Below are 22,378 nucleotides of genomic sequence, written 5' to 3' on the forward strand. Positions count from 1 at the left end.
CATGACGGCCCTCACTTCGGCGCGATGCCGGCGAAATGCAGCACGCCGGCCACCACGATCACCATCGCCAGCGAGATCGGCAGGAACACCTTCCAGCCGAGACGCATCAGTTGATCGTAGCGGTAGCGCGGCACGATCGCCTTGGCCATCGCGAACAGGAAGAACATGAAGAATAGTTTCAGGGAGAACCAGATGATCCCCGGCACCCAGTTGAAGGGCGGCAGGTCGACCGGCGGCAGCCAGCCTCCGAGGAACAGGATCGTCGCCATCGCGCACATCGTGACGATCGCGACATACTCGCCGAGCATGAACAAGAGGTACGGCGTCGAGCCGTATTCGACCATGAAGCCCGCGACGAGCTCGGATTCGGCTTCGACGAGGTCGAAGGGCGGACGGTTGGTTTCTGCCAGCGCCGAGACGTAGAACACCACGAACATCGGGAACAGCGGCCAGACGTACCAGTTCAGGATGGTGAGCTGCGGCAGCCCGATCAGGCTGGCAAGGCCGCGCGCATGCTGAGCCTCGACCACGGCCGACAGGTTCAGCGTGCCGGCGCAGAGCAGCACCGTGATGATGACGAAGCCGATCGAGACCTCGTACGACACCATCTGCGCCGCCGAGCGCAGCGCGGCCAGGAACGGGTATTTCGAGTTCGACGACCAGCCGGCCATAATGATGCCGTAGATCGACAGCGACGAGATCGCGAAGATGAAAAGGATGCCGACATTGATGTCGGAGATCACCCAGCCGAGATTGGTCGGGATCACGGCCCAGGCGGCGAGCGCGAGCACGCAGGAGACCAGCGGTGCCAGCAGGAATACGCCCTTGTTGGCGCCGGCAGGGATGATCGGCTCCTTCAGCACGAACTTGAGCAAGTCCGCGAAGGACTGGAGCAGGCCCCAGGGTCCGACCACGTTCGGGCCGCGCCGGATCTGCACCGCCGCCCAGATCTTGCGGTCGGCGAGCAGGATATAGGCGATCGCGACCAAGAGGACAACAAGCACCAGCACGCTCTCGGCGACCATGATGATCAATGGCCAGAGGAAACCGGTCCAGAATGCGCTTTCGAAGAATTCCATCAGATCACGCTCACTCCGCTGCGGTCAGCATGTGCCCGGAGGCGAGGCGCGAACATTCTGCCATCACGGCGGACGCACGCGCGATTGGGTTGGTCAGGTAGAAGTCCTCGACCAGCGGCTTGAACGGCGCCTTCTCGGGCGAGCCGCCCTTCCCCGCCAGCTTCTTGATCTGGTCGGCGGAACCGGCCTCGATCTGGTCGAGACGGATCAGATGCGGCACGGCCTTGAAGATAGCCTGGCGAAGCTGCGCGAGCGAGTCATAGCCGAGCTTCTTGCCGAGCGCTTCCGACAGCGCACGAATGATCGCCCAGTCCTCGCGAGCTTCGCCCGGCGGGAACGCGGCGCGGCCAGTCATCTGCACCCGACCTTCGGTGTTGACATAGATCGCCGACTTCTCGGTGTAGGCGGCGGCCGGCAGGATGACGTCGGCGCGATGCGCGCCGCGGTCGCCATGGGTGCCGATATAGACGACGAAGGTGCCGTCCGGCGCCTTGATCTCGTCTGCGCCGAGCAGGAATAGCAGGTCAAGCGTTCCGAACGTGGTCATCTGCGCCGCGTTGAGCCCGCCCGCCGTGGCGGAGAAGCCGATGTCGAGCGCACCGACGCGCGAGGCGGTCTCGTGCAGCACGCCAAAGCCGTTCCAGCCGTCCTTCACCGCGCCGACGTCGAGCGCGAGCTTGGCGCTCGCGGCGAGAATGGCGGCGCCGTCGTGACGCGAGGCCGCGCCCGCGCCGACCAGGATGATCGGCGTCTTGGCGTCCTTCAGCACCTCCATGAAGGAGTGCTTGCCGGCCGCCAGATCACTGAGCGTCTCGGTGCCCGCGCCGAGATGGTCGTAGTGATAGGTCAGGTCAGCCTTGGGGCCGATCAGGCCGACCTTGAAGCCGCCGGCGCGCCAGCGCTTGCGGATGCGGGCGTTGAACACCACCGCCTCTTTCCGAGGATTGGCGCCGATGATGAGCAGCGCGTCGGCCTGCTCCACGCCTGCCAGCGTCGGGTTGAAGATGTAGGCGCCGCGGCCGAGCGCGGGATCGAAGGCGTCGCCGCCCTGCACCGCCAGATTGGTCGAGCCATACTTGGCGAGCAGATCCTTTAGCGCGAACATCTCCTCGACGCCGGCGAGGTCGCCGGCGATCGCGCCGATGCGCTTGCCGTCGGTGCGCGCCGCCTTGGCGGCGATGGCGGCGAAGGCCTCGGGCCAGCTCGCCGCGCGCAGCTTGCCGGCTTCGCGGATATAGGGCCGGTCGAGGCGCTGGGTGCGCAAACCGTCGACGACGTGGCGCGTCTTGTCGGAGATCCACTCCTCGTTCACGGCCTCGTTGATGCGCGGCAGGATACGCATCACCTCGCGGCCGCGGGTGTCGACGCGGATCGCCGATCCCAGGCCGTCCATCACGTCAATCGACTGGGTCTTGCCGAGCTCCCAGGGACGCGCCGCAAACGCATAAGGCTTGGAAGTCAGCGCGCCGACCGGGCAGATGTCGACGAGATTGCCCTGCAATTCCGACGTCAGCGCATGCTCGAGATAGGTCGTGATCTCCATGTCCTCGCCGCGCCCGGTCGCGCCCATCTCAGGGGCGCCGGCCACTTCCGCCGAGAAGCGGACGCAGCGCGTGCACTGGATGCAGCGGTTCATCGAGGTCTTGACCAGCGCGCCGAGATATTTGTCCTCGACCGCGCGCTTGTTCTCGGCAAAGCGGCTGGTGTCGACACCATAGCCCATCGCCTGGTCCTGGAGGTCGCACTCGCCGCCCTGGTCGCAGATCGGGCAATCCAGCGGATGGTTGATGAGAAGGAATTCCATCACGCCTTCGCGCGCCTTCTTCACCATCGGCGAACGCGTCGAAATCTCCGGCGGCTCGCCCTTGGGGCCCGGACGGCAGTCGCGCACGCCCCAGGCGCAGCTCGCGACCGGCTTCGGGCCGCCCTTCACTTCGACGAGGCACATCCGGCAATTGCCGGCGATCGACAGCCGCTCGTGATAGCAGAAGCGCGGAATCTCGGCGCCCGCGGCCTCACACGCCTGAAGCAGCGTATATTCGGCGGGGACATCGATCTCTTTGCCGTCGATGATGAGCTTGGTCATACCTTAAGTCTTTCTCAGTGCGGCTGATCGACCAGATCGAGACGCCGCTCGATACGGTCCAGCCGTTCTTCAACGCGATCGATCCGTGGGTCGATGCCCGCAATGGCGATCTCGACCTGCGCCAGCCTCAAATCAATGTGGCCCATTCTCTCTTCAACGTTGGTGACGCGGGTCTTCAGATCGCTCACATCCGCGGACACGCGATCGAGCTTTTCGTCGATCCGACGAAGATAAACGAGCACGATGTTGTCCGGCTGGTCGGTCATCGCCCTACTCCGCCGCGACCATGTGCACGGGATCGCGGACGCCGATATCGTCGACATCGGCCTTGTGGGAATACTGGTCGATGCGCGCTTCGATCTCGTGACGGAAATGCGCGATAAGGCCCTGGATCGGCCAGGCCGCCGCATCGCCGAGCGCGCAGATGGTGTGGCCCTCGACCTGCTTCGTCACCTCCAGCAGCATGTCGATCTCGCGCTTATGCGCACGGCCCTCGGCCATGCGGGTCAGCACGCGCCACATCCACCCCGTGCCCTCGCGGCACGGCGTGCACTGGCCACAGCTCTCATGCTTGTAGAAATAGGAGATGCGAGCGATCGCACGGATCAAATCGGTCGACTTGTCCATCACGATCACGGCCGCGGTGCCGAGGCCCGAGCGCAGCTTGCTCAAGCTGTCGAAATCCATCGGCGTGTCGATGATCTGCTCGGCCGGCACCATGCGCACCGACGAGCCGCCGGGGATCACGGCCTTGAGATTGTCCCAGCCGCCGCGGATGCCGCCGCAATGCTTGTCGATCAGCTCACGGAACGGAATGCCCATGGCCTCTTCGACGTTGCAGGGCCGCTCGACATGGCCGGAGATGCAGAAGAGTTTGGTGCCGACATTGTTCGGACGGCCGATGCCGGCGAACCAGGCCGCGCCACGGCGCAGAATGTCCGGCGCGACGGCGATCGACTCGACGTTGTTGACGGTGGTCGGGCAGCCGAACAGACCGACATTGGCCGGGAACGGCGGCTTCAGCCGTGGCTGGCCCTTCTTGCCCTCGAGGCTTTCGAGCAGCGCGGTCTCCTCGCCGCAGATATAGGCCCCGGCGCCGTGCGCGACATAGATGTCGAACGGCCAGCCGTTGACATTGTCCTTGCCGACCAGCTTGGCCTCATAGGCCTGGTCGATCGCGGCCTGGAGACGTTCGCGCTCGCGGATGAACTCGCCGCGGACGTAGATGTAGCAGGCATGCGCATTCATCGCGAAGCTTGCGATCAGGCAGCCCTCGACCAACAGGTGCGGATCATGCCGCATGATCTCGCGGTCCTTGCAGGTGCCGGGCTCGGATTCGTCGGCATTGACGACGAGATAGCTCGGCCGGCCGTCGGTCGATTCCTTCGGCATGAACGACCATTTCAGGCCGGTGGGAAAGCCGGCGCCGCCGCGGCCGCGGAGCCCCGAGGCCTTCATCTCGTTGATGATCCAGTCGCGGCCCTTATCGACGATGGCCTTGGTGCCATCCCAGGCGCCGCGGCGCCGCGCGCCCTCGAGCCCCCAATCGTGGAGGCCGTAGAGGTTCTTGAAGATGCGGTCCTTGTCCTCGAGCATTTCAGTGCTTTCCGATCAACGATTGGACTGCTTGTAGGCAAGTCCGGCGGCGCAGACGCCAAACGTCAGCGCCCAGAGCAGGCTGGATTCCAGCGATGCGTTCAGGCTGAAACGCTGCAGCAGGAAGATGAACACGGCCGCCACGGCGGCGTGCATGGCGATGAAGCCCCACTTCTTCACGGCACCGCTCCCCTGCACTGAACGCGACGAGAGATCACGCATCAGGTGACCTCCTTCAGCGTGGTCGGCCCGGTGATCGGCGCCGAGAACTGGCGGCCGTTCTGCGGACCCGGCTTGGGCGGATTGCCCGAAGCAAAACCGTCGAGCACCTTGCCGAAGCTCTCCTTGGTCAGGTCCTCATAGGTGTCCTTACCGATCAGCACCATCGGCGCGTTCACGCAGGCCCCCAGGCACTCCACCTCTTCCCAGCTGAAATTGCCGTCCTTGGACAGATGGAAGGGCTCGTGATGGATGCGGTGCTCGCACACATGGATTAGATCCTCGGCACCGCGCAGGCGGCACGGCGTGGTGCCGCAAACCTGGACGTGGGCCTTCTTGCCGACCGGCGCGAGCTGGAACATCGTGTAGAAGGTCGCGACTTCCAGCACGCGGATATAGGGCATGTCGAGCATGTCGGCGATCACGCGGATTGCGGCTTCCGAGACCCAGCCCTCGTTCTGCTCCTGCGCGCGCCAGAGGATGGCGATGACAGCGGAGGCCTGGCGTCCGGCCGGATATTTCGCGATCTGCTGCCTGGCGAATGCGAGGTTCTCCGCCGTGAACGCAAAGCTCGCGGGCTGGACTTCCTTCGGTGCTAATCGGCGAACGGACATGGCTTCAATCTCTCATTGCATGCGGCGCGCGGTCTTGGCATTCGGGTTCTTGGCGTTCAGGTTCTTGGCATTCAGGGCTTCGATCCTGTCCTGCCAGAATGCGCTCGCGGTGCCGAAAACGTTGTAGCCGACGTGGGTCGAGACCTTGATGCGGTCGAGGATCGACAGCTCGGTCACGGTCTCCATCCGGTTGCTGCGCGGATCGAACACGATCAGCTTCAGCGGGGTCTGTTCGAGGATGTAGCGCGACACGGCATGGGAGCGGTCGCTGCCGTGCTCCTCGCACATGATGACGCTGTCGGCCTGGAGCAGCCGGGCCCCGCCCTTGATCGCCTCGATCTCGACGCCCTCGACGTCGAGCTTGATCAGGTACTTGCCAGCGGCGGCAACCTTGCCATCGTCGATCAGGTCGTCGAGCGCGATGACAGGCACCTCCTCGCCGCCCGCGGAGGGATTGCCGGCGATGCTGAAGGCCTCGTGCTTGGTGCCGGATAGCCGCGCGGTGCCGCGGGCTGCGCCGATCGCGCACTTCATCGTCTCGAAGCGGTTGCCGTTGACGCGGGCGTTGTTGGCGAGCTTCGGATAGTTCTGGCCCGACGGCTCGATCGCGATCGCCTTGTGCGAACCGAACGGCCTGCTCGACACCAGCACCGACCAGTAGCCGTAATTGGCGCCGCAATCGAGCAGCGTGTAGTCGACGTCGACGGAGTCGGAAAACAACAGCTCGAGCTCGTCCTCGTAATTGTAGGAGCGGTTGAGCAGCTTGCTCCAATAACCGTCGCCGTAAGGAAATTCGAATACCGCGTCGGGATTGAGCCTGATCGCGATGTTGCGCTCGGGCAGCGTCTTCCGCAGCAGGTTCGCGCAGGCGATGTAGCCCATATGCGAAAAGTGCGACGAGATCTTCGATCCTGTAACTAGCGCCAAGGCAGCCGTCCGCTCCCACAGGTTGGCCCCTTCAAGGGCCCCCGAGGCACGGTCAAACTGAATTGGCGCCTGCGCCATCACCGATCGACCTCTCCGAACACGATGTCGAGGGAGCCGAGGATGGCCGAGACGTCGGCGAGCAGATGGCCGCGGCAGATGTGGTCCATGGCCTGGAGATGGGCAAAGCCCGGCGCGCGGATCTTGCACTTGTAGGGCTTGTTGGTGCCGTCGGAGACGAGATAGACGCCGAACTCGCCCTTCGGCGCCTCGACCGCAGCATAGACTTCGCCGGCCGGCACGTGGACGCCTTCGGTGTAGAGCTTGAAGTGGTGGATCAGCGCTTCCATCGAGCGCTTCATCTCGCCGCGGCGCGGCGGCGCGACCTTGTTGTCGGCGACGACGATGGGCCCCTTGCCATCGCGCGCGTTCAGCTTCTGGATGCACTGCTTCATGATGCGCACGGACTGGCGCATCTCTTCCATGCGGATCAGGTAGCGATCGTAGCAGTCGCCGTTCTTGCCGATTGGAATGTCGAAATCCATCTCGGCGTAGCATTCATAGGGCTGCGACTTGCGCAGGTCCCAGGCTGCACCCGAGCCGCGCACCATCACGCCCGAAAAGCCCCACTCCCAGGCTTCCTTGAGCGGCACGACGCCGATGTCGACGTTGCGCTGCTTGAAGATGCGGTTGGCGGTGAGCAGGCGATCGAGGTCGTCCACCACTTTCAGGAACGGATCGCACCAGGCCTCGATGTCGTCGACCAGCTTCTGCGGCAGGTCCTGGTGCACGCCGCCGACGCGGAAATAGGCGGCATGCATGCGGCTGCCCGAAGCGCGCTCGTAGAACACCATCAGCTTCTCGCGCTCTTCGAAACCCCACAGCGGCGGGGTCAGCGCGCCGACATCCATGGCCTGCGTGGTGACGTTGAGCAGATGCGATAGGATGCGGCCGATCTCGCAATAGAGCACGCGGATCAGCTGGCCGCGGCGCGGCACCTCGATGCCGAGCAGCTTTTCGGCAGCGAGGCAGAACGCGTGCTCCTGGTTCATCGGCGCGACGTAGTCGAGCCGGTCAAAATAAGGGATCGCCTGCAGGTAGGTCTTCTGCTCGATCAGCTTCTCGGTGCCGCGGTGAAGAAGGCCGATATGGGGATCGACGCGTTCGACAACTTCGCCGTCCAATTCGAGCACAAGACGCAACACGCCATGGGCCGCGGGATGCTGCGGTCCAAAATTGATGGTGAAGTTGCGGAGATTTTGCGGTTGCTCGTTCATGATCAGACCTTCGGCCCCGCTTTTTCGTCGCCCGGAAGGACCGGATAGTCCGCCCCCTCCCACGGCGAGAGAAAATCGAACTTGCGGAATTCCTGGTTGAGCCTGACAGGCTCGTAGACCACGCGCTTCTCCTGGTCGTCGTAGCGGACCTCGACGAAGCCGGTGAGCGGGAAATCCTTGCGCAGCGGATGCCCCTCGAAACCGTAATCGGTGAGGATGCGGCGCATGTCGGGATGGCCGACGAAGATCACGCCGTAGAGGTCATAGGCCTCACGCTCGAACCAGTCGGCGCCAGGGAACACATCGATCAGCGAGGGCACCTGGGTGGTCTCGTCGGCCTGGGCCCTGAGCCGGATCCGCGTGTTCAGCGTCGGCGACAGGAAGTGATAGATCACGTCGAAGCGCTTCTCGCGATCCGGATAGTCCACCGCCGTGATGTCGGTGAAGTTGACGAAGCGGCAGTTCGGATCGTCACGGAGGTACTTGACCACCTCGACAATCTTGCTCGCGTCGACGTCCACCGTGAGCTGGTTGAAGGCCACCGCGTGACCGGTGGCGGCGCCCGGCAGCGCGCTAACGATCGTCTGCCCCAGGGCGTCGAGCTTGGCGTCGTCCATGACGTAAAACCTTAGCGTTCGATGGTGCCGGTGCGGCGAATCTTCTTTTGAAGCAGCAGCACGCCATAGAGCAGCGCTTCCGCCGTGGGCGGGCAGCCCGGCACGTAGATGTCGATCGGCACGATGCGGTCGCAGCCGCGCACGACCGAGTAGGAATAGTGGTAGTACCCCCCGCCGTTGGCGCAGGAGCCCATCGAGATGACGTAGCGCGGCTCGGGCATCTGGTCGTAGACCTTGCGCAGCGCCGGGGCCATCTTGTTGGTCAGGGTGCCGGCGACGATCATCACGTCGGACTGGCGCGGCGAGGCGCGCGGCGCGAAGCCGAAGCGCTCGACGTCGTAACGCGGCATCGAGACTTGCATCATCTCGACCGCGCAGCATGCGAGACCGAAGGTCATCCACATCAAGGAGCCGGTGCGCGCCCAGGTGATGAGGTCGTCGGTCGCGGCCACGAAGAAGCCCTTGTCGGACAGTTCGGAATTGACCTCAAGGAAGAACGGATCATTGGCCCCGACCGGCTTGCCGGTCGACGGATCCAGTATGCCCTTGGAGGCCGGCGCAACAACCGGACCCGTGGACGATGCAGGGTTCAATCCCATTCGAGTGCTCCCTTCTTCCATTCATAGGCGAACCCGACCGTCAGCACGGCCAGGAACACCACCATGGACCAGAAGCCGGTCGCGCCAAGCTTGCCGAACGCCACCGCCCAGGGAAACAGGAACGCCACCTCGAGGTCGAAGATGATGAAGAGGATGGCGACCAGATAGAAGCGGACGTCGAACTTCATGCGGGCGTCGTCGAAGGCGTTGAAACCGCACTCATACGCCGACAGCTTTTCCGGGTCCGGCTGCTGAAACGCCACGATGAAGGGCGCGATCAGCAGCACGAGGCCGATGAGGCCCGCTACCCCTATAAAGACGACGAGTGGAAGATAGTTCTGTAGAATGCCGCTCATGACGAGCCCTTTTTCCCGCAGCCTCGGGACAGCCACGGATTCGTCCGATTTGGAATTATTCTGAGCCTTAGCGCAGTGCACCAATGGGCGCAAGACACGCTCTTTTCAGGCCCTTTGCCGCTCCCAGAACGGTGGAAATCCCGGAATCACCCCGCGCTGGTATGGAGCAGATCAGCCGACCCAGCAAGGGCGATCCCCGATCAGTCCAGGCGCGCTCGGCCGTGACGGCCACTAATTGGGAAGGCGCACCTTAATCTAGGCCGAGGCGCAGCAAAGTCCAGATTACAATCAGGACAGGGGCTCCCACCGCCCCCGAGGCCTGGCGATAGAGCGGCAGGCCGGTCGGGCAGAGCAGCAGAAAACGGTCGAGATCAGGCTGGTTCAGGTGTGGACCGCGGACCAGAGCCTGGCCGTGCGCGCCTTCACGATTGCCGCCGCTCGCCCGCGCCTACCACTTGTAGGAGACGCTGGCGGTCACGCGCCGGCGGTCGCCGTAGAAGCAGGACGTGGCCGACGCGCAGCTCGCGACGTACATCTTGTCGGTCACGTTGATCACGTTGAGCGCCGTCCGCCAGTTCTGCCATTCGTAGTGGACCGCGAGATCGCCGAGCACCACCGCGGGTACCTCGAGAGTGTTGGCAGTATCGGCCCAGGAGGAGCCGACGTAGCGCACACCGCCGCCGAACCCGAATCCTTCCAACGGTCCGTCCTTGAACGTGTAGTCGGCCCACCCCGAGACCAGGAGTTCAGGCGTGTTGGTCGGCGTCTTGCCGACCAGCGCCGGATCGAGATCCTTGCTGTTGAAGATATGATAGGCCGTGAAGGCGCCGATCAGCTTCAGCTCCCTTGTGGCATTGGCCACCGCTTCGAGCTCGATGCCGCGCGAGGTCACCTCGCCGGTCTGGTTCTGCAGCACCGGCACACTGCCCGGCAACGTCGTCGCGACATTTTGACGGACCAGATCGAAAGCTGAGACCGTGAAATAGCCGTCGAAGCCTTTTGGCGCGACCTTCACGCCGATTTCGGCCTGCTTGCCGGTCTCCGGCAGAAACAGCTGGTTCTGGGCGTTGAGGCCGATGATGGGATTGTAGCTCGTCGAATAGGAGACGTAGGGCGCGATGCCGTTGTCGAAATTATAAATCAGCCCGGCGCGGCCGCTGAACCTGCTGTCGTCGCGGCTGGCGACCATGACGCCCGTGTCGCGGGCGTCCTGCGTGGTCTCGACCCAGTCATTGCGGCCACTCAGCACCAGCGTGAAGTTGCCGAGCTTCATCTGGTCCTGGAGATAAGTGCCGGCCTGCTTCTGCGTGATCAGGAAGTTCCGAAACGGAGCGCTCGGTAATGGAACCTGGGCCGCCCCATAAACGGGATTGAAGACGTTGATCGCGGGCACGCCGAACCCGAAGGCCTGATAGTCGTCGATCTGGTAGCCCCTCAGATCGACCCCGAACAGCATGGTGTGCCCGACTGGGCCGGTGTTGAAACGGTACTCAAGCTGGTTGTCGAGATTGGCCTGATTGGCCGTGTTCTTCGCATACCAATTGTACCGATTGAGAGTGGCCGTGTTGACGTCGGCCCAACCGTTGCCGACATAGCCGCGGTATGTGATGTCCACATGTGCAAAGCGGGCGTTCTGACGGAATGTCAGGTCGTCGGTGAGATTGCGCTCGAACTGATAGCCGAGCATCTCCTGCTCGCGCGTGAACTTGTCGACGCTGGGATCGCCGATGAAGAAGCTGGTGGGAATCTTGCCGAACGAGGCGCTGGTCACTGTGCCCTGGTAAGGCAGGAAGTTGATGCCGCGGGTGTCCTGCTTCGAAGCCGAGGCCAGCACCGTCAAGGTCGTGTCGGCATCCGGCTTCCAGGTGACCGACGGGGCGATGAAGTAGTTGTTGTCGGGCGTGAAGTTGACCTGCGTGCCGCCATTCTGGACCTGGCCGAGCACGCGGGCGAACAGCTTGCCGTTCTCAGGGCTGGTGGCGACCGGTCCGCCCAAATCGAAGCGGACATAGGCGTTGCCGAAATTGTTGAAGCCGGCCTCGATGTAGCGGATCGGCTCGGCAGGCGGCATCTTGCTGATGACGTTGACGATGCCGCTCGGGCTCGATCCGCCATACAGCACGGCTGACGGACCGCGCAGCACCTCGACGCGCTCCATGTTGGGCGTCTGGAGCTTCCAGCTGGCATAGGACGTGTAGAACAGCTGCATGCCGTCGAGGAACAGTCCGATGTCCTCGGACTTAAAGCCGCGGATTAGCCACCAATCGTTGCGGGTATCCGTCCCAAAGGTCCCGGCGCGCACGCCGGCGGTGTAGCGCAGGACCTCGTCGAGCTTGTTCGGCTTCTGGTCGCGGATCTGCTCGGCACCGATCACGGAGACCGACTGCGGCGTCTCTATGATCGGCGTGTTGGTCTTGGTGCCCGACGAGCTGCGGCCGGCGACGTAGCCGTTCACCGGACCGAGCGGCGTTTCGACCACGCCGACATTGCGCTGCGGCTGCGGCTTGTTCCTGTTGGCGGTCTGCACCGACGAGCGCGGCGCACGGCGCTGAGGGGTCGCCGCGGCGCGGCGGCGCGCTTCAGGCGCCGTGACCGTCACCGACGGAATGTTCTGCGCGCCACTCTGCGCCGATGCTTGTGCGGGCGATGCCTGCGGCACCAAAACCCAAGCGGATGCGGTCGCCAACACGGCCGACCGCAGCATTCCAAGACTATTCAACGCGCCACCCCAAAGCTGCATGTTTTGATGCATCATGCCGCCAGTCCCCGCGGCGACATGCGCTTAGGAGGACGCTTATGGGAGGGCGCGCGAATTGCCTAATTGAAAGCTTCTTAGAAAAATTCTTAGAAGCACTTCAATATCTTGAAAACCGGAGATCTCAGCGCGAATTCTTCCCGTTCTCGAGCATCTCGGCGGCGGTCGCCGTGAGTTGATCAATCTGCCGCAGCAGTGCGTGGAACGGCTTCGCTCAAATGATCCAGCAGGCGCCGATTGCGTTGCTGCGCGCCGACGATCGCATCATGCGCGCGGGGGATGAAACCATTTTGCGGAACCCGCGAAACCATCCGGAAACAGAGAGTGCCTAGAAGAGGAGCCCATAGACGACGGCAAAGTCCGTCGGGAGGCTCAGATGAACCACTCAATTCACTCTGCTGATCGCGCGACCCACCTGAAGATCGTGGTGGTGGCGCTGGTTGCCGGCATTGCGGTGGCCGGGTTCGGGATTGCAGCCCGCACCCATGCCGATTACAGCCAGACTGCCCAGTCCACCCAAATCATCAAGGCCGGCAAGCCGGTGGTGGTGACCAGCGCGGGCGCGTCGCAGATTCGCTGAGACGCACTTGACCGGGCTGACCAATGGCCGCCGCCGGGCGGCCATTTTCGTTTTCCAGAGCAATGCTTAACCGAGATGCACCGGCGGAGCGCAACGTCCTTGACTTCACCATGTCCCCCCTTTAAGTCCCCCCACGTTCCGCACGCGTTCAGCGCGCCACGCGGGAGTAGCTCAGTTGGTTAGAGCGCCGGCCTGTCACGCCGGAGGTCGCGGGTTCGAGCCCCGTCTCTCGCGCCATTTTGGCAATTCCTTCATAGTCTTAGCCTGAACTTCTCGACGCTGTCGCGTCTGCGGCAAGCCATGGACGACATTCGAGCCGGCATAGTCAGGCCGCGCCCGAATCGTCTACGCCTCCAGGAACTTGCGGGGTCCAGGGGTGTCCCCGAGCCACCGGCCAGAACGAGGAGGTTAGACATGGCGAAGAAGGCAGCCGCTCCCGCCACTATTACGCTCAAGCACCTCGCTGCTGACATCGCGGAAAGCCAGGACCTGTCGAAAAAGCGCGCCGAGGCCGTCCTGACCAACATGGTCGACCTGATCACCAAGCACCTGAAGAAGGGCGACCGCGTCCGGATCGTCGGCCTCGGCATTCTCCAGGTCCGCAAGCGCGCCGCCCGCACCGGCCGCAATCCCGCCACTGGCGAGCCGATCCACATCAAGGCCAGCAGGAAGGTCGCGTTCCGCCCCGTCAAGGAACTGAAAGAGGCGATCTAGCAATTACGCTTCGTGACGCCCGACCCAACATCGTTCTGTCCGCAACGCAGCCCGCTTTTCTGGTATACCGCCAGCTTCCCCCTGACCCGGCGGTTTGAGCAGAAATGTCCCCCCTCACCTTTTCGCATACCGTGACCGAGCGCTTCCTGCGCTACGTCACCATCGACACCCAGTCCGATCCGGAATCGGCGGCCTCGCCTTCGACCGAGAAGCAGAAGGAGCTCGGCCGCGTGCTCGCCGCCGAGCTCAAAGCCATGGGCGTTGCGGACGCGCATCTCGACGAGTTCGGCTATGTCTATGCAACGATCCCGGCCAACACACCTAAGAAGGTGCCGGTGATCTGTTTCTGCTCGCACATGGACACCTCGCCCGACGTCACCGGCAAGGATGTCAAGCCGCAGGTGGTGAAGAACTATCGCGGCGGCGACATCGTGCTGCCCGGCGACACCAGCCAAGTGATCCGCTTCGCCGAGCACCCTGCGCTGAAGAACCAGATCGGCAACGACATCATCACGACCGACGGCACCACGTTGTTAGGCGCCGACAACAAGGCCGGCGTCGCCGAAATCATGGATGCCGCGCATTTCTTCATCAACAATCCCGATGTGAAGCACGGCACCATCAAGATCCTGTTCACGCCGGATGAAGAGATCGGCCGCGGCGTCGACAATGTCGATCTGAAGAAGCTCGGCGCCGATTTCGGCTACACCATGGACGGCGAGAGCGCCGGCTGCGTCGAGGACGAGACTTTCTCGGCCGATGGGGCTACCATCACCATCAACGGCGTCAGCGCCCATCCCGGCTATGCCAAGGGCAAGATGGAGCACGCGATCAAGATCGCCGCCGCCATCGTCGAGCGGCTGCCCAAGGAAGGCTGCTCGCCGGAGACGACCTCAGGCAAGCAGGGCTTTCTGCACCCGGTCGGCATCGAGGGCGCGCTGGAACAGGCGACGCTCTCCTTCATCGTCCGCGACTTCAACGAGGATGGGCTGAAGGAGAAGGAGGTCCTGCTCGAGAACATCGTCAAGGACGTGATGAAGGACTATCCGCGCTCGACCTACAAATTCGAGGTGCGCGAGCAGTACCGCAACATGAAGCAGGTGATCGACCGTCACCCCCACGTCCTCGAATACGCCATCGAAGCGATCCGCCGCGCCGGTTTGCGCCCGATGCGCACCGCGATCCGCGGCGGCACCGACGGCTCGCGCCTGTCCTTCATGGGCCTGCCCTGCCCCAACATCTTCGCCGGCGAGCACGCGTTTCATTCGCGGCTCGAATGGGTCAGCCGGCAGGACATGGAGAAGGCGGTGCAGACCATCGTGCATCTCGCGATGATCTGGGAAGAACGGGCCTAGCGCCCCTTATCGGGTTGTGCATGCGGAAATGGCCGGGCTTATGCCCGGCCATTTGCTTTGGGATCAGGGCACCGGCATCGCGCGCGGATTGCGATGGAACCGGTTGGCACTCGCCATCCAGCTCGGCAGCGGTTCTCCATCGCGATGTCGGCCGCCGGCGGCGGCCGCCGCCCAGGCCACTGCGGCCCCGATCAGGGTCGCGGCCGCAACCGAGAACGCAACGATGATCGAGTTGCGCCGCGCGCGGTTGATGGCTGTCCTGGCATCCGCGATCGAAGCATCGACTCGTCGTTCGGCGTCGGGCGCCGCGAGACCCGTCAGCGCGGCCACCTGCTGCACGAGATAGTTTCGATCGTCGGTGCTGACACCGCTGTGGCTCGATGACGTCATCAGGATGCGTCCCGCTTCGGCGCGGGGTTCCCGCAGATCGGTGTTGGGCGGGCGCCGCGGCGCGCGGAACAGCTTGTCGAGCTCATAGCTCAACAGCGGTTCGGCGGCCGAAGTGTTGCTGGCCGAGCTGCGCATCGGCGAACGGTCGATCGCAGCTGCACCGAGCAGCGCGAGCAGCGCGGCGCCGAGAAGCACCGCGAGAGCCCACGACGTCAGGCCATGCAGCCCGTCCCGCCGCTCGCCATCATCCTCGATCGTTGCAAGTGCCGGCGCCGGTCGCGCGGTCCGGCCGGCGATGTAACCGCCAAAGCCAAAACTGACGATCGCCTGGATGATCAGATACAAGCCGGACAGCAACGCAAGGGCCGCTGAGGCATCCCGCCATGTCGGCGAGGCCGAGCTGACACCCAGGCCGACCGCGACGCCAAAGCCGATCAGGATGAACGACATTGCGCTGGCGGCGAGAGAGCCTGCAAGTACCGAGCTCCATTGGATGGTCCGGCGTTCGTCGGCTGTAGCCACGCCGCCCTCCATGACGTCTTCCCGTATGAGAGTTTCAATAGCCATCGCCGTTCTCTCAGCGCAGGCCGAAGAACGACAGGATCGCCATGATCACGACGATCAAGCCGATGAGATAAATCAGTCCGTCCATGGTCCCTTCCTCCTCAGATACCTCTGCTCGGTAATCACAAGGAATGAGGAACGTTCCAAATTTGTCATCTGCCATGGAACGGATCGGCGAGATGCGCATTGTCTGCGCGAGTCCCAAGGATGAAGATTGTGAGCACATGAGGCCCCAGCCGGTCAGTCCCGGGCTGGGGCCTTTGCGCTTAGGGCCGGCTTTGAGGTCTCTTGCTGGGTTAACGACGCCGAGGGCAGATGATGAAATGCGGTCGGCGGAACCTTCCGGATCGGGAGCGCCGCGTGGACCGCAGAACAGCCTGGCTGTATCAGGCAAATGCGCATTCCGGGAAAAGGCCATCCCCGTTTCCACCATCACGGTCGAGCCGCGACTTCTTGCGATCTGCCGAACGATCTCGTCGCGGTAACGGGGCCTCCGCGCTGGTTAACGCCCGATTGCCGGAGGCTCCTTTGCACAAGGCACGCAAACGAATGGCCAAGTCGTGATGCCCGGCCGGTTTGCAGGTTCCGCTCCGCCGTGCGACAATGAGGCATGTCCGTGAGACCGTTCGCCAACGCTGTGGTGATGCTGCTGGTGGCAGCCGGGCTCCTGCTCGCGCCGCTGGCGACGCCTGCATCCGCCATGCCGGTATCCGGTGCTGTTGCCAGCATGCCCGCAATGTCAGACGACACGCAAGGCATGTCCGAAGACATGCCCTGCTGCCCGGATCAGACCAAGAGCAAGGCCTGCGGTTCCTGTCCGTTCGTCGCATTGTGCATGCTGAGCCTGTCGCTCTCCGCTCCGTTCGGAGCGAGCACGATGATCGAGCGGCAGCCGCAGAGGAGCGCGCTCGCGCCGCGCAATGACCGCCTGCGCGACGGGCTCGCCGCCAAGCCACCCGACCATCCTCCTCGAACCCGGGCCTGATTGGCGCTGACGCGCCTGATGATCGTGCGCGCCGACATCGGCGCGCACGCCATTGCCTGCCGATTGGCTGCATCCCGGCTCGCCGCGTGCAGCTCCGGCGGCTCCATCAGACCCATCGAGGAACTATAAATCATGACGACGACCAAGCTCGCGCGCACCGCTCTGGCCGCGCTGATCGGTGCTGTGCTCACGGGGAGCGCTCAGGCCGAGATCAAGAACTACGAATTCCAACTAGTTCAACCGACCATCAAGACGGGGGCCGATCGCATCGTAACCGTGCGGCTGGTCGACAAGACCAGCGGCAAGGCGATACCCGATGCGGTGATCTTCGCCACTCGGCTCGACATGGCGCCTGACGGCATGCAGGAGATGGTCACCAAGCTCACGCCGCTGCCGGGCACCGAACCCGGGACCTATCGCTTCAAGGCCAATTTCAGCATGGCCGGACGCTGGCAGCTCTCACTGGGCGCCAAGGTGCAGGGCGAGACTGGCACGGTCGAAAACAAGCTCGTCGTCACGGCCGAGAAATGACCCGCCTCGCCGTTACAGGCAGTGCCGCTGCGATTTTCGCGGCGGCCGCTGTCGCGCTGATTGGCGGCCGCGCCATGCAGCCTCAGTCGGGGTCAAGCTCGCTGACCTTCGCCGCGCAGGCGGACACGGGCGCACCGATCTATTTCCGGGATCCGGACGGCAGGCCGTTCTACTCGCTCACCCCGAAGAAGACGGCCGACGGCCGCGACTATCGCGCCGTGCGGGCGAACGAGGACATCAGCTTCGACGAGCCGGACGAATCGCCCAGGGTCGTAACGGCTGACGCCAAGGGCGATCGCAAGATCAAATATTACCGCAACCCGATGGGCCTGCCAGACACCTCGCTGGTGCCGAAGAAGGACTCGATGGGGATGGATTACATTCCCGTCTACGAAGGCGAGGACAGCGACGACGGTTCGGTGAAACTGTCGCCCGGCAAGATTCAGCGTAGCGGCGTCAAATCCGAACCGGCCGAACTGCGCCGGATCAGAATGCTGCTGCGCGCGCCCGGCACGATCCAGCTCGATGAACGCCGGGTCTCGGTGGTCGCGATGCGCGCTGACAGTTTTGTGCAGAAGGTGGCCGACGTCACCACGGGCAGCCGCGTCACCAAAGGCCAGCCGCTGATGGAGATCTACAGCTCCGCCGTCGCGTCGGCAGCCGCCGAATATCTCGCGACGATCACCTCGAAGACGACGGGGGGCATCGAGCCCTATGGCCGCGGCTCCCGGCAGCGCCTGATCAATCTCGACGTCCCCGAACCCGTCATCGTCGAAATGGAGAAGAGCCACGCCCTGCCGATCACCATTCAGTGGTCGTCGCCGCGCGATGGCATCGTGCTTCAGCGCAACGCCATCGAGGGCATGCGTGCCCAGCCCGGGGACGTGCTGTTCCGCATCGCCGACATCTCGCAGGTCTGGGCGACCGTCGATGTGGCCGAACGCGATCTCGGCAATGTCGCGGTCGGCCAGCCCGTGACGGTGCGGGCCCGCAGCCATCCCGGGCGGGACTTCAAGGGCCTGATCAGCGTGATCTATCCGCAGGTGAACAAGGAGACGCGCACGGCGCGAGTGCGAATTGAGCTGGCGAATGCCGATCTCGCTTTGCTTCCCGACATGTATGTCGACGCCGAGATCGACACCGGCACACCGGTGCCGGTGCTCAGCGTCGCCGAGAGCGCGCTGCTGGACACCGGCAGCCGACAGGCCGTGCTGGTCGACAAGGGCCAGGGCCGATTCGAGCCGCGCGAGGTCAAGCCCGGACGGCGCGGCGACGGCTATGTCGAAATCCGCGACGGCCTTGCCGAGGGCGACGCCGTCGTCACCTCCGCCAACTTCCTGATCGATGCCGAGAGCAATCTGAAGGCCGCGCTGAAAGGCTTCACCGAAGCCGGCACGGCGCAAGCCGGCGACAAGGCGATGGGAGCCAGGCCATGATCGCGCGCCTCATCGCATGGTCGGCACGCAACCTGCTGCTGGTGCTGTTCGGCGCTGGCTTTGCCGCCGCCGCGGGCCTCTATGCCCTCGTTCATCTGCCGCTCGACGCCATTCCCGATCTCTCCGACACCCAGGTCATCGTCTACACCGAATATCAGGGACAGGCGCCGCAGGTGATCGAGGACCAGGTCACCTATCCCCTCGCCACGGCGATGCTGACGGTGCCGAAATCGAAGGTGGTGCGCGGATTCTCCTTTTTCGGCGTCTCCTTCGTCTATGTCATCTTCGAGGACGGCACCGACATCTACTGGGCGCGCTCGCGCGTGCTCGAATTCCTCAACGGGGCGGCATCGCGGCTGCCGGCCGGCGTGGCGCCGACGGTCGGCCCGGACGCTACCGGCGTCGGCTGGGTCTACCAATACGCCGTGATGTCGAAAGAGCTGAACCTCGCGGAGACCAGGACCATCCAGGACTGGAACCTGAAATTCGCCCTGGCCAGGGCCGAAGGCGTCGCGGAGGTCGCCGGCGTCGGCGGCTTCGTCAAGCAGTACAACGTCATCCTCGATCCGCAGCGCATGCGCGACCTCGGCATCACCATGCAGAAGATGCGCGAGGCGATCCGCGCCAGCAATGCCGATGTCGGCGGCCGCACCGTCGAGCTGTCCGAGTTCGAATATGTCATCCGGGGCAAGGGCTATCTTAGGGGCATCGAGGATCTCGGCGACATCGTGCTGAAGGCCGACAACGGCACACCGGTCAAGCTCCGCGACGTCGCCCGCGTCGAGCTCGGTCCCGACGAGCGGCGCGGCATCGCCGAGTTCAATGGCGAGGGCGAGGTTGCGAGCGGCATCGTGCTCCAGCGTTTTGGCGTGAACGCGCTCGACGTGATCGAGAACGTCAAGAAGCGCTTCAGGGAGATCGCAACCAGCCTGCCGAAATCGGTCGAGATCGTTCCGGTCTACGACCGCTCGAACCTGATCTACGCCGCGATCGATACGCTGAGGCATACGCTGATCGAGGAGAGCATCGTCGTCGCCCTCGTCTGCATCGTGTTCCTGTTGCATGTCCGCAGCGCACTGGTCGCGGTCCTGATGCTTCCCGTGGGCGTTCTGATGGCTTTTGGTGCCATGAAACTGCTCGGGATCGGCTCCAACATCATGAGTCTCGGCGGAATTGCGATCGCAATCGGTGCCATGATCGATGCCGCCATCGTCATGATCGAGAACGCCCACAAGCATCTCGAACGCGCCGAGCCCGGGCGCTCGCGGCTCGCGATCCTGATCGACGCTGCGGTGGAAGTCGGGCCCGCCCTGTTCTTCAGTCTCCTGATCATCACCGTGTCGTTCATGCCGATCTTCACGCTGGAATCGCAAGAGGGACGGCTGTTCAGCCCGCTCGCCTTCACCAAGACCTTTGCGATGGCCGCGGCGGCGCTGCTCTCGGTGACATTGGTCCCGGCGCTGATGGTGATCTTCGTCCGCGGCAAGATCATTCCGGAGCACAAGAATCCGATCAACCGCTTCCTGATCTGGATTTACCGCCCGGTGATCTCAGGTGTGCTGCGCGCCAAGATCCCCGTGATCCTGCTCGCGCTCGGCGTGCTCGCGGTGTCGGTCTGGCCGGCCGGGCGGCTCGGTACCGAGTTCATGCCCAACCTCAACGAAGGCACCCTGCTCTACATGCCGACGACGCTACCCGGCATTTCCGTGACCAAGGCCACCGAGCTGATGCAGATACAGGACCGCATCATCCGCTCGTTTCCAGAGGTTGCCTCGGTCTACGGCAAGGCTGGGCGCGCGGCGACTGCAACCGACCCTGCCCCACCGGAAATGTTCGAGACCATCGTCAACCTGAAGCCGAAGGCTGAGTGGCGCGCGGGCGTGACTGTCGACAGTCTGGTCGCCGAGATGGACAAGGCCTTGCAGTTTCCTGGCGTCTCCAACGCCTGGACCATGCCGATCAAGGCCCGCATCGACATGCTCTCGACCGGCATCCGAACGCCCGTCGGCGTCAAGGTCATCGGCACCGATCTCGCCGGCATCGACAAGCTTGCAAAGCAGGTCGAGCAGGTGCTCAAGGCGGTCCCCGGCACCTCGTCGGCCTATGCCGAGCGCGGCCTCGGTGGTTACTACCTCGAGATCACGCCGAACCGCGAGGCGCTGTCGCGCTACGGCATCATGGTGCAGGACGTGCAGGACACGATCGCGACCGCACTCGGGGGCCAGACCGTGACGACGACGGTGGAGGGGCGTCAGCGCTTCACGGTCAATATGCGCTACCCGCGCGACCTGCGCGACAATCCGAAGGCGATCAGCAGCGACATCCTGGTGCCGATGCCATCAGGCGGCGCCGTCCCTCTCGGTGAGGTCGCGAGCGTAACGCCGGCACGCGGGCCGACCTCGATCCGAACCGAAAACGGCCAGCTTGCGACCTATATTTACGTCGACATTCGCGACCGCGATCTCGGCGGCTATGTCGCCGATGCCCGGCACGCCGTGCAGGCAAGCATCGAATTCCCGCCCGGCTATTATCTGGTTTGGAGCGGGCAGTACGAATATCTCGAACGCGCCACCGCGCGGCTCAAGATCGTGGTGCCGGTGACGCTGCTGATCATCTTCCTGCTGCTCTATCTCAACTTCCGCTCGGTCACCGACACCATGATCGTCATGCTCTCGCTGCCCTTCGCCCTGGTCGGCGGCCTCTGGCTGATGTGGTGGCTCGGCTTCAACCTATCGGTCGCGGTCGCCGTCGGCTTCATCGCGCTGGCGGGCGTGGCAGCCGAAACCGGCGTCGTAATGCTGATCTATCTCAACCACGCGCTCGCGGCGACCAAAGCGCGCTGCGCGCTCGCGGACCGCATGCTGACGCGCGCGGATCTCTACGCCGCCATCATGGAGGGCGCCGTTGAGCGCGTCCGCCCGAAGATGATGACGGTGGTCGCGATCATGGCCGGCCTGCTGCCGATCATGTGGAGCACCGGCACCGGCTCGGAGATCATGCAGCGCATCGCCGTGCCCATGATCGGCGGCATGATCTCGTCCGCCCTGCTGACGCTGATCGTGATCCCCGCGATCTTCGCCCTGGTGAAGGGTCTTGGACTGGATTCGGCCGGGGACGCCGTCATGCCTGTCCACATTGCGGAGGCCGCTGAATGAAGCCGTAGCCGTCGACGATGCGAATGGTCGCAGCCGCGCGAGTGCCTGTGCGGCTGCGACGTTGAGTTCCCATACGTAACATTGTTGCGGGTCGACACTGTTCCCATCGCTGTGGTAGGCCAGCCTGATCGACAGGATGAGTAAATTCGTGGTCTTGAACCGCCGGCCCCTCAGACTCAGGCACACGCGCAATTGGCGTGGGCTCGTGGCTGTGTTTGTCACGGTCATGTACCTGCTGTCCGGCGCGCTCCACGGCACTCATGACATCAATGTGACCAGCCCGTCCGGCGGCTCGGACATCGCTTCGATTCTCGATGGCACCGCAGGCCACGGCGACCACAAGGTGATCGGCGGACACCATTGCCACGGCTGCTTCTCGGTGACGGTGGCGCAGCCGGCGCTATCCGCCGCATCCGTCGCGCTCGCGTCTGCATCGCGCCCGCAGCGTGGACCCCGGCTCGCCGGAATTATTCCCGATACCGACTCGCCGCCTCCCAAACACATTGCCTGAACGGATTGGTCGGGCGCCCGCGCCCATTAGGTTCA

22 protein-coding genes and 1 tRNA gene are annotated in these 22,378 nt (G+C 64.0%); 9 read left to right on the forward strand and 14 right to left on the reverse strand.

Translation table 11 applies throughout. The features are described from left to right. Positions 1-11 precede the first annotated feature (11 nt). The 12 genes from nuoH to IVA96_RS17730 form a co-directional block, all read right to left on the reverse strand. Complete coding sequence (gene nuoH, locus IVA96_RS17675) at positions 12-1,079, reverse strand: NADH-quinone oxidoreductase subunit NuoH (RefSeq protein ID WP_247277165.1); 1,068 nt, start codon at positions 1,077-1,079, stop codon at positions 12-14. A 10-nt stretch (positions 1,080-1,089) separates the two neighbouring features. Continuing rightward, entirely contained in the window at positions 1,090-3,165 is a 2,076-nt protein-coding gene (gene nuoG / locus IVA96_RS17680; RefSeq protein ID WP_247277164.1) for an NADH-quinone oxidoreductase subunit NuoG, read from the reverse strand. Between the two features lie 14 nt (positions 3,166-3,179). Further along, positions 3,180-3,431, reverse strand: a complete 252-nt coding sequence (locus IVA96_RS17685) for a hypothetical protein (RefSeq protein ID WP_247277163.1) — start codon at positions 3,429-3,431, stop codon at positions 3,180-3,182. Between the two features lie 4 nt (positions 3,432-3,435). Continuing rightward, positions 3,436-4,761: an NADH-quinone oxidoreductase subunit NuoF gene (gene nuoF / locus IVA96_RS17690; protein ID WP_247277162.1), complete on the reverse strand. Its 1,326-nt coding sequence runs from the start codon at positions 4,759-4,761 to the stop codon at positions 3,436-3,438. A 15-nt stretch (positions 4,762-4,776) separates the two neighbouring features. Next, on the reverse strand, positions 4,777-4,983 hold the full coding sequence (locus tag IVA96_RS17695) for a hypothetical protein (protein WP_247277161.1): 207 nt from the start codon (positions 4,981-4,983) through the stop codon (positions 4,777-4,779). Then, positions 4,983-5,594 (reverse strand): NADH-quinone oxidoreductase subunit NuoE, encoded by a 612-nt coding sequence (gene nuoE, locus IVA96_RS17700; protein WP_247277160.1) that lies wholly within the window; start codon positions 5,592-5,594, stop codon positions 4,983-4,985. The genes IVA96_RS17695 and nuoE overlap by 1 nt, the downstream gene beginning before the upstream one ends. A gap of 12 nt (positions 5,595-5,606) precedes the next feature. After that, positions 5,607-6,599, reverse strand: a complete 993-nt coding sequence (locus IVA96_RS17705) for an FkbM family methyltransferase (protein ID WP_247277159.1) — start codon at positions 6,597-6,599, stop codon at positions 5,607-5,609. Continuing rightward, positions 6,599-7,795: an NADH-quinone oxidoreductase subunit D gene (locus IVA96_RS17710; protein ID WP_247418457.1), complete on the reverse strand. Its 1,197-nt coding sequence runs from the start codon at positions 7,793-7,795 to the stop codon at positions 6,599-6,601. The genes IVA96_RS17705 and IVA96_RS17710 overlap by 1 nt, the downstream gene beginning before the upstream one ends. A 2-nt stretch (positions 7,796-7,797) precedes the next feature. Further along, entirely contained in the window at positions 7,798-8,412 is a 615-nt protein-coding gene (locus IVA96_RS17715; protein WP_247277157.1) for an NADH-quinone oxidoreductase subunit C, read from the reverse strand. An 11-nt stretch (positions 8,413-8,423) separates the two neighbouring features. Beyond that, positions 8,424-9,011: an NADH-quinone oxidoreductase subunit B gene (locus tag IVA96_RS17720; RefSeq protein ID WP_247277156.1), complete on the reverse strand. Its 588-nt coding sequence runs from the start codon at positions 9,009-9,011 to the stop codon at positions 8,424-8,426. Further along, positions 9,002-9,367, reverse strand: coding sequence for an NADH-quinone oxidoreductase subunit A (locus tag IVA96_RS17725; protein ID WP_008136158.1), 366 nt, complete (start codon positions 9,365-9,367; stop codon positions 9,002-9,004). Before IVA96_RS17725 ends, IVA96_RS17720 begins: the two co-directional genes overlap by 10 nt. Positions 9,368-9,815: 448 nt before the next feature. Next, positions 9,816-12,071, reverse strand: a complete 2,256-nt coding sequence (locus IVA96_RS17730) for a TonB-dependent siderophore receptor (protein ID WP_247277190.1) — start codon at positions 12,069-12,071, stop codon at positions 9,816-9,818. A gap of 427 nt (positions 12,072-12,498) precedes the next feature. Between IVA96_RS17730 and IVA96_RS17735 the strand changes: the two genes are divergently transcribed. The 4 genes from IVA96_RS17735 (at position 12,499) to pepT (ending at position 14,771) form a co-directional block, all read left to right on the forward strand. Beyond that, positions 12,499-12,702, forward strand: coding sequence for a hypothetical protein (locus IVA96_RS17735; RefSeq protein ID WP_247277155.1), 204 nt, complete (start codon positions 12,499-12,501; stop codon positions 12,700-12,702). A gap of 160 nt (positions 12,703-12,862) precedes the next feature. Continuing rightward, positions 12,863-12,939: transfer RNA gene (locus IVA96_RS17740), tRNA-Asp, on the forward strand. A gap of 177 nt (positions 12,940-13,116) precedes the next feature. Continuing rightward, complete coding sequence (locus IVA96_RS17745) at positions 13,117-13,416, forward strand: HU family DNA-binding protein (protein ID WP_247277134.1); 300 nt, start codon at positions 13,117-13,119, stop codon at positions 13,414-13,416. A 104-nt stretch (positions 13,417-13,520) separates the two neighbouring features. After that, a complete protein-coding gene (pepT, locus tag IVA96_RS17750; protein ID WP_247277133.1) occupies positions 13,521-14,771 on the forward strand; it encodes a peptidase T in 1,251 nt (416 codons plus the stop codon). Positions 14,772-14,834: 63 nt separating this feature from the next. On the opposite strand, the gene IVA96_RS17755 is transcribed toward pepT, so the two are convergent. Together IVA96_RS17755 and IVA96_RS17760 are read right to left on the reverse strand one after the other, a co-directional pair. Next, entirely contained in the window at positions 14,835-15,728 is an 894-nt protein-coding gene (locus IVA96_RS17755; RefSeq protein WP_247277132.1) for a hypothetical protein, read from the reverse strand. A 10-nt stretch (positions 15,729-15,738) separates the two neighbouring features. Next, the gene (locus tag IVA96_RS17760; RefSeq protein ID WP_247277131.1) at positions 15,739-16,143 is read right to left on the reverse strand and encodes a hypothetical protein; all 405 of its coding nucleotides are present in this window, start codon (positions 16,141-16,143) and stop codon (positions 15,739-15,741) included. A 192-nt stretch (positions 16,144-16,335) separates the two neighbouring features. On the opposite strand from IVA96_RS17760, the gene IVA96_RS17765 reads away from it, so the two are divergent. The 5 genes from IVA96_RS17765 to IVA96_RS17785 all read left to right on the forward strand — a co-directional run bounded on the left by IVA96_RS17765 (position 16,336) and on the right by IVA96_RS17785 (position 22,343). Then, on the forward strand, positions 16,336-16,710 hold the full coding sequence (locus tag IVA96_RS17765; protein ID WP_247277130.1) for a hypothetical protein: 375 nt from the start codon (positions 16,336-16,338) through the stop codon (positions 16,708-16,710). 132 nt (positions 16,711-16,842) lie between these two features. Next, positions 16,843-17,241, forward strand: coding sequence for a FixH family protein (locus IVA96_RS17770; RefSeq protein WP_247277129.1), 399 nt, complete (start codon positions 16,843-16,845; stop codon positions 17,239-17,241). Further along, entirely contained in the window at positions 17,238-18,677 is a 1,440-nt protein-coding gene (locus tag IVA96_RS17775; RefSeq protein ID WP_247277128.1) for an efflux RND transporter periplasmic adaptor subunit, read from the forward strand. Before IVA96_RS17770 ends, IVA96_RS17775 begins: the two co-directional genes overlap by 4 nt. Further along, positions 18,674-21,832, forward strand: a complete 3,159-nt coding sequence (locus tag IVA96_RS17780; protein ID WP_247277127.1) for a CusA/CzcA family heavy metal efflux RND transporter — start codon at positions 18,674-18,676, stop codon at positions 21,830-21,832. The genes IVA96_RS17775 and IVA96_RS17780 overlap by 4 nt, the downstream gene beginning before the upstream one ends. Before the next feature lie 136 nt (positions 21,833-21,968). Beyond that, positions 21,969-22,343 carry a hypothetical protein gene (locus tag IVA96_RS17785; RefSeq protein ID WP_247277126.1) on the forward strand — a complete coding sequence of 125 codons (375 nt, stop codon included), beginning with the start codon at positions 21,969-21,971 and terminating at the stop codon, positions 22,341-22,343. The last annotated feature ends 35 nt before the right edge of the window (positions 22,344-22,378 follow it).

This window comes from Bradyrhizobium sp. 159, from assembly GCF_023073795.1.
Lineage (GTDB): Bacteria > Pseudomonadota > Alphaproteobacteria > Rhizobiales > Xanthobacteraceae > Bradyrhizobium.

Coding starts and splice junctions, on each gene's coding strand:
- nuoH (WP_247277165.1), bottom strand. CDS start 1,079: ATGGAATTCTTCGAAAGCGCATTCTGGACCGGTTTCCTCTGGCCATTG.
- nuoG (WP_247277164.1), bottom strand. CDS start 3,165: ATGACCAAGCTCATCATCGACGGCAAAGAGATCGATGTCCCCGCCGAA.
- IVA96_RS17685 (WP_247277163.1), bottom strand. CDS start 3,431: ATGACCGACCAGCCGGACAACATCGTGCTCGTTTATCTTCGTCGGATC.
- nuoF (WP_247277162.1), bottom strand. CDS start 4,761: ATGCTCGAGGACAAGGACCGCATCTTCAAGAACCTCTACGGCCTCCAC.
- IVA96_RS17695 (WP_247277161.1), bottom strand. CDS start 4,983: ATGCGTGATCTCTCGTCGCGTTCAGTGCAGGGGAGCGGTGCCGTGAAG.
- nuoE (WP_247277160.1), bottom strand. CDS start 5,594: ATGTCCGTTCGCCGATTAGCACCGAAGGAAGTCCAGCCCGCGAGCTTT.
- IVA96_RS17705 (WP_247277159.1), bottom strand. CDS start 6,599: ATGGCGCAGGCGCCAATTCAGTTTGACCGTGCCTCGGGGGCCCTTGAA.
- IVA96_RS17710 (WP_247418457.1), bottom strand. CDS start 7,795: ATGAACGAGCAACCGCAAAATCTCCGCAACTTCACCATCAATTTTGGA.
- IVA96_RS17715 (WP_247277157.1), bottom strand. CDS start 8,412: ATGGACGACGCCAAGCTCGACGCCCTGGGGCAGACGATCGTTAGCGCG.
- IVA96_RS17720 (WP_247277156.1), bottom strand. CDS start 9,011: ATGGGATTGAACCCTGCATCGTCCACGGGTCCGGTTGTTGCGCCGGCC.
- IVA96_RS17725 (WP_008136158.1), bottom strand. CDS start 9,367: ATGAGCGGCATTCTACAGAACTATCTTCCACTCGTCGTCTTTATAGGG.
- IVA96_RS17730 (WP_247277190.1), bottom strand. CDS start 12,071: ATGCTGCGGTCGGCCGTGTTGGCGACCGCATCCGCTTGGGTTTTGGTG.
- IVA96_RS17735 (WP_247277155.1), top strand. CDS start 12,499: ATGAACCACTCAATTCACTCTGCTGATCGCGCGACCCACCTGAAGATC.
- IVA96_RS17745 (WP_247277134.1), top strand. CDS start 13,117: ATGGCGAAGAAGGCAGCCGCTCCCGCCACTATTACGCTCAAGCACCTC.
- pepT (WP_247277133.1), top strand. CDS start 13,521: ATGTCCCCCCTCACCTTTTCGCATACCGTGACCGAGCGCTTCCTGCGC.
- IVA96_RS17755 (WP_247277132.1), bottom strand. CDS start 15,728: ATGGCTATTGAAACTCTCATACGGGAAGACGTCATGGAGGGCGGCGTG.
- IVA96_RS17760 (WP_247277131.1), bottom strand. CDS start 16,143: ATGGCCTTTTCCCGGAATGCGCATTTGCCTGATACAGCCAGGCTGTTC.
- IVA96_RS17765 (WP_247277130.1), top strand. CDS start 16,336: ATGTCCGTGAGACCGTTCGCCAACGCTGTGGTGATGCTGCTGGTGGCA.
- IVA96_RS17770 (WP_247277129.1), top strand. CDS start 16,843: ATGACGACGACCAAGCTCGCGCGCACCGCTCTGGCCGCGCTGATCGGT.
- IVA96_RS17775 (WP_247277128.1), top strand. CDS start 17,238: ATGACCCGCCTCGCCGTTACAGGCAGTGCCGCTGCGATTTTCGCGGCG.
- IVA96_RS17780 (WP_247277127.1), top strand. CDS start 18,674: ATGATCGCGCGCCTCATCGCATGGTCGGCACGCAACCTGCTGCTGGTG.
- IVA96_RS17785 (WP_247277126.1), top strand. CDS start 21,969: ATGAGTAAATTCGTGGTCTTGAACCGCCGGCCCCTCAGACTCAGGCAC.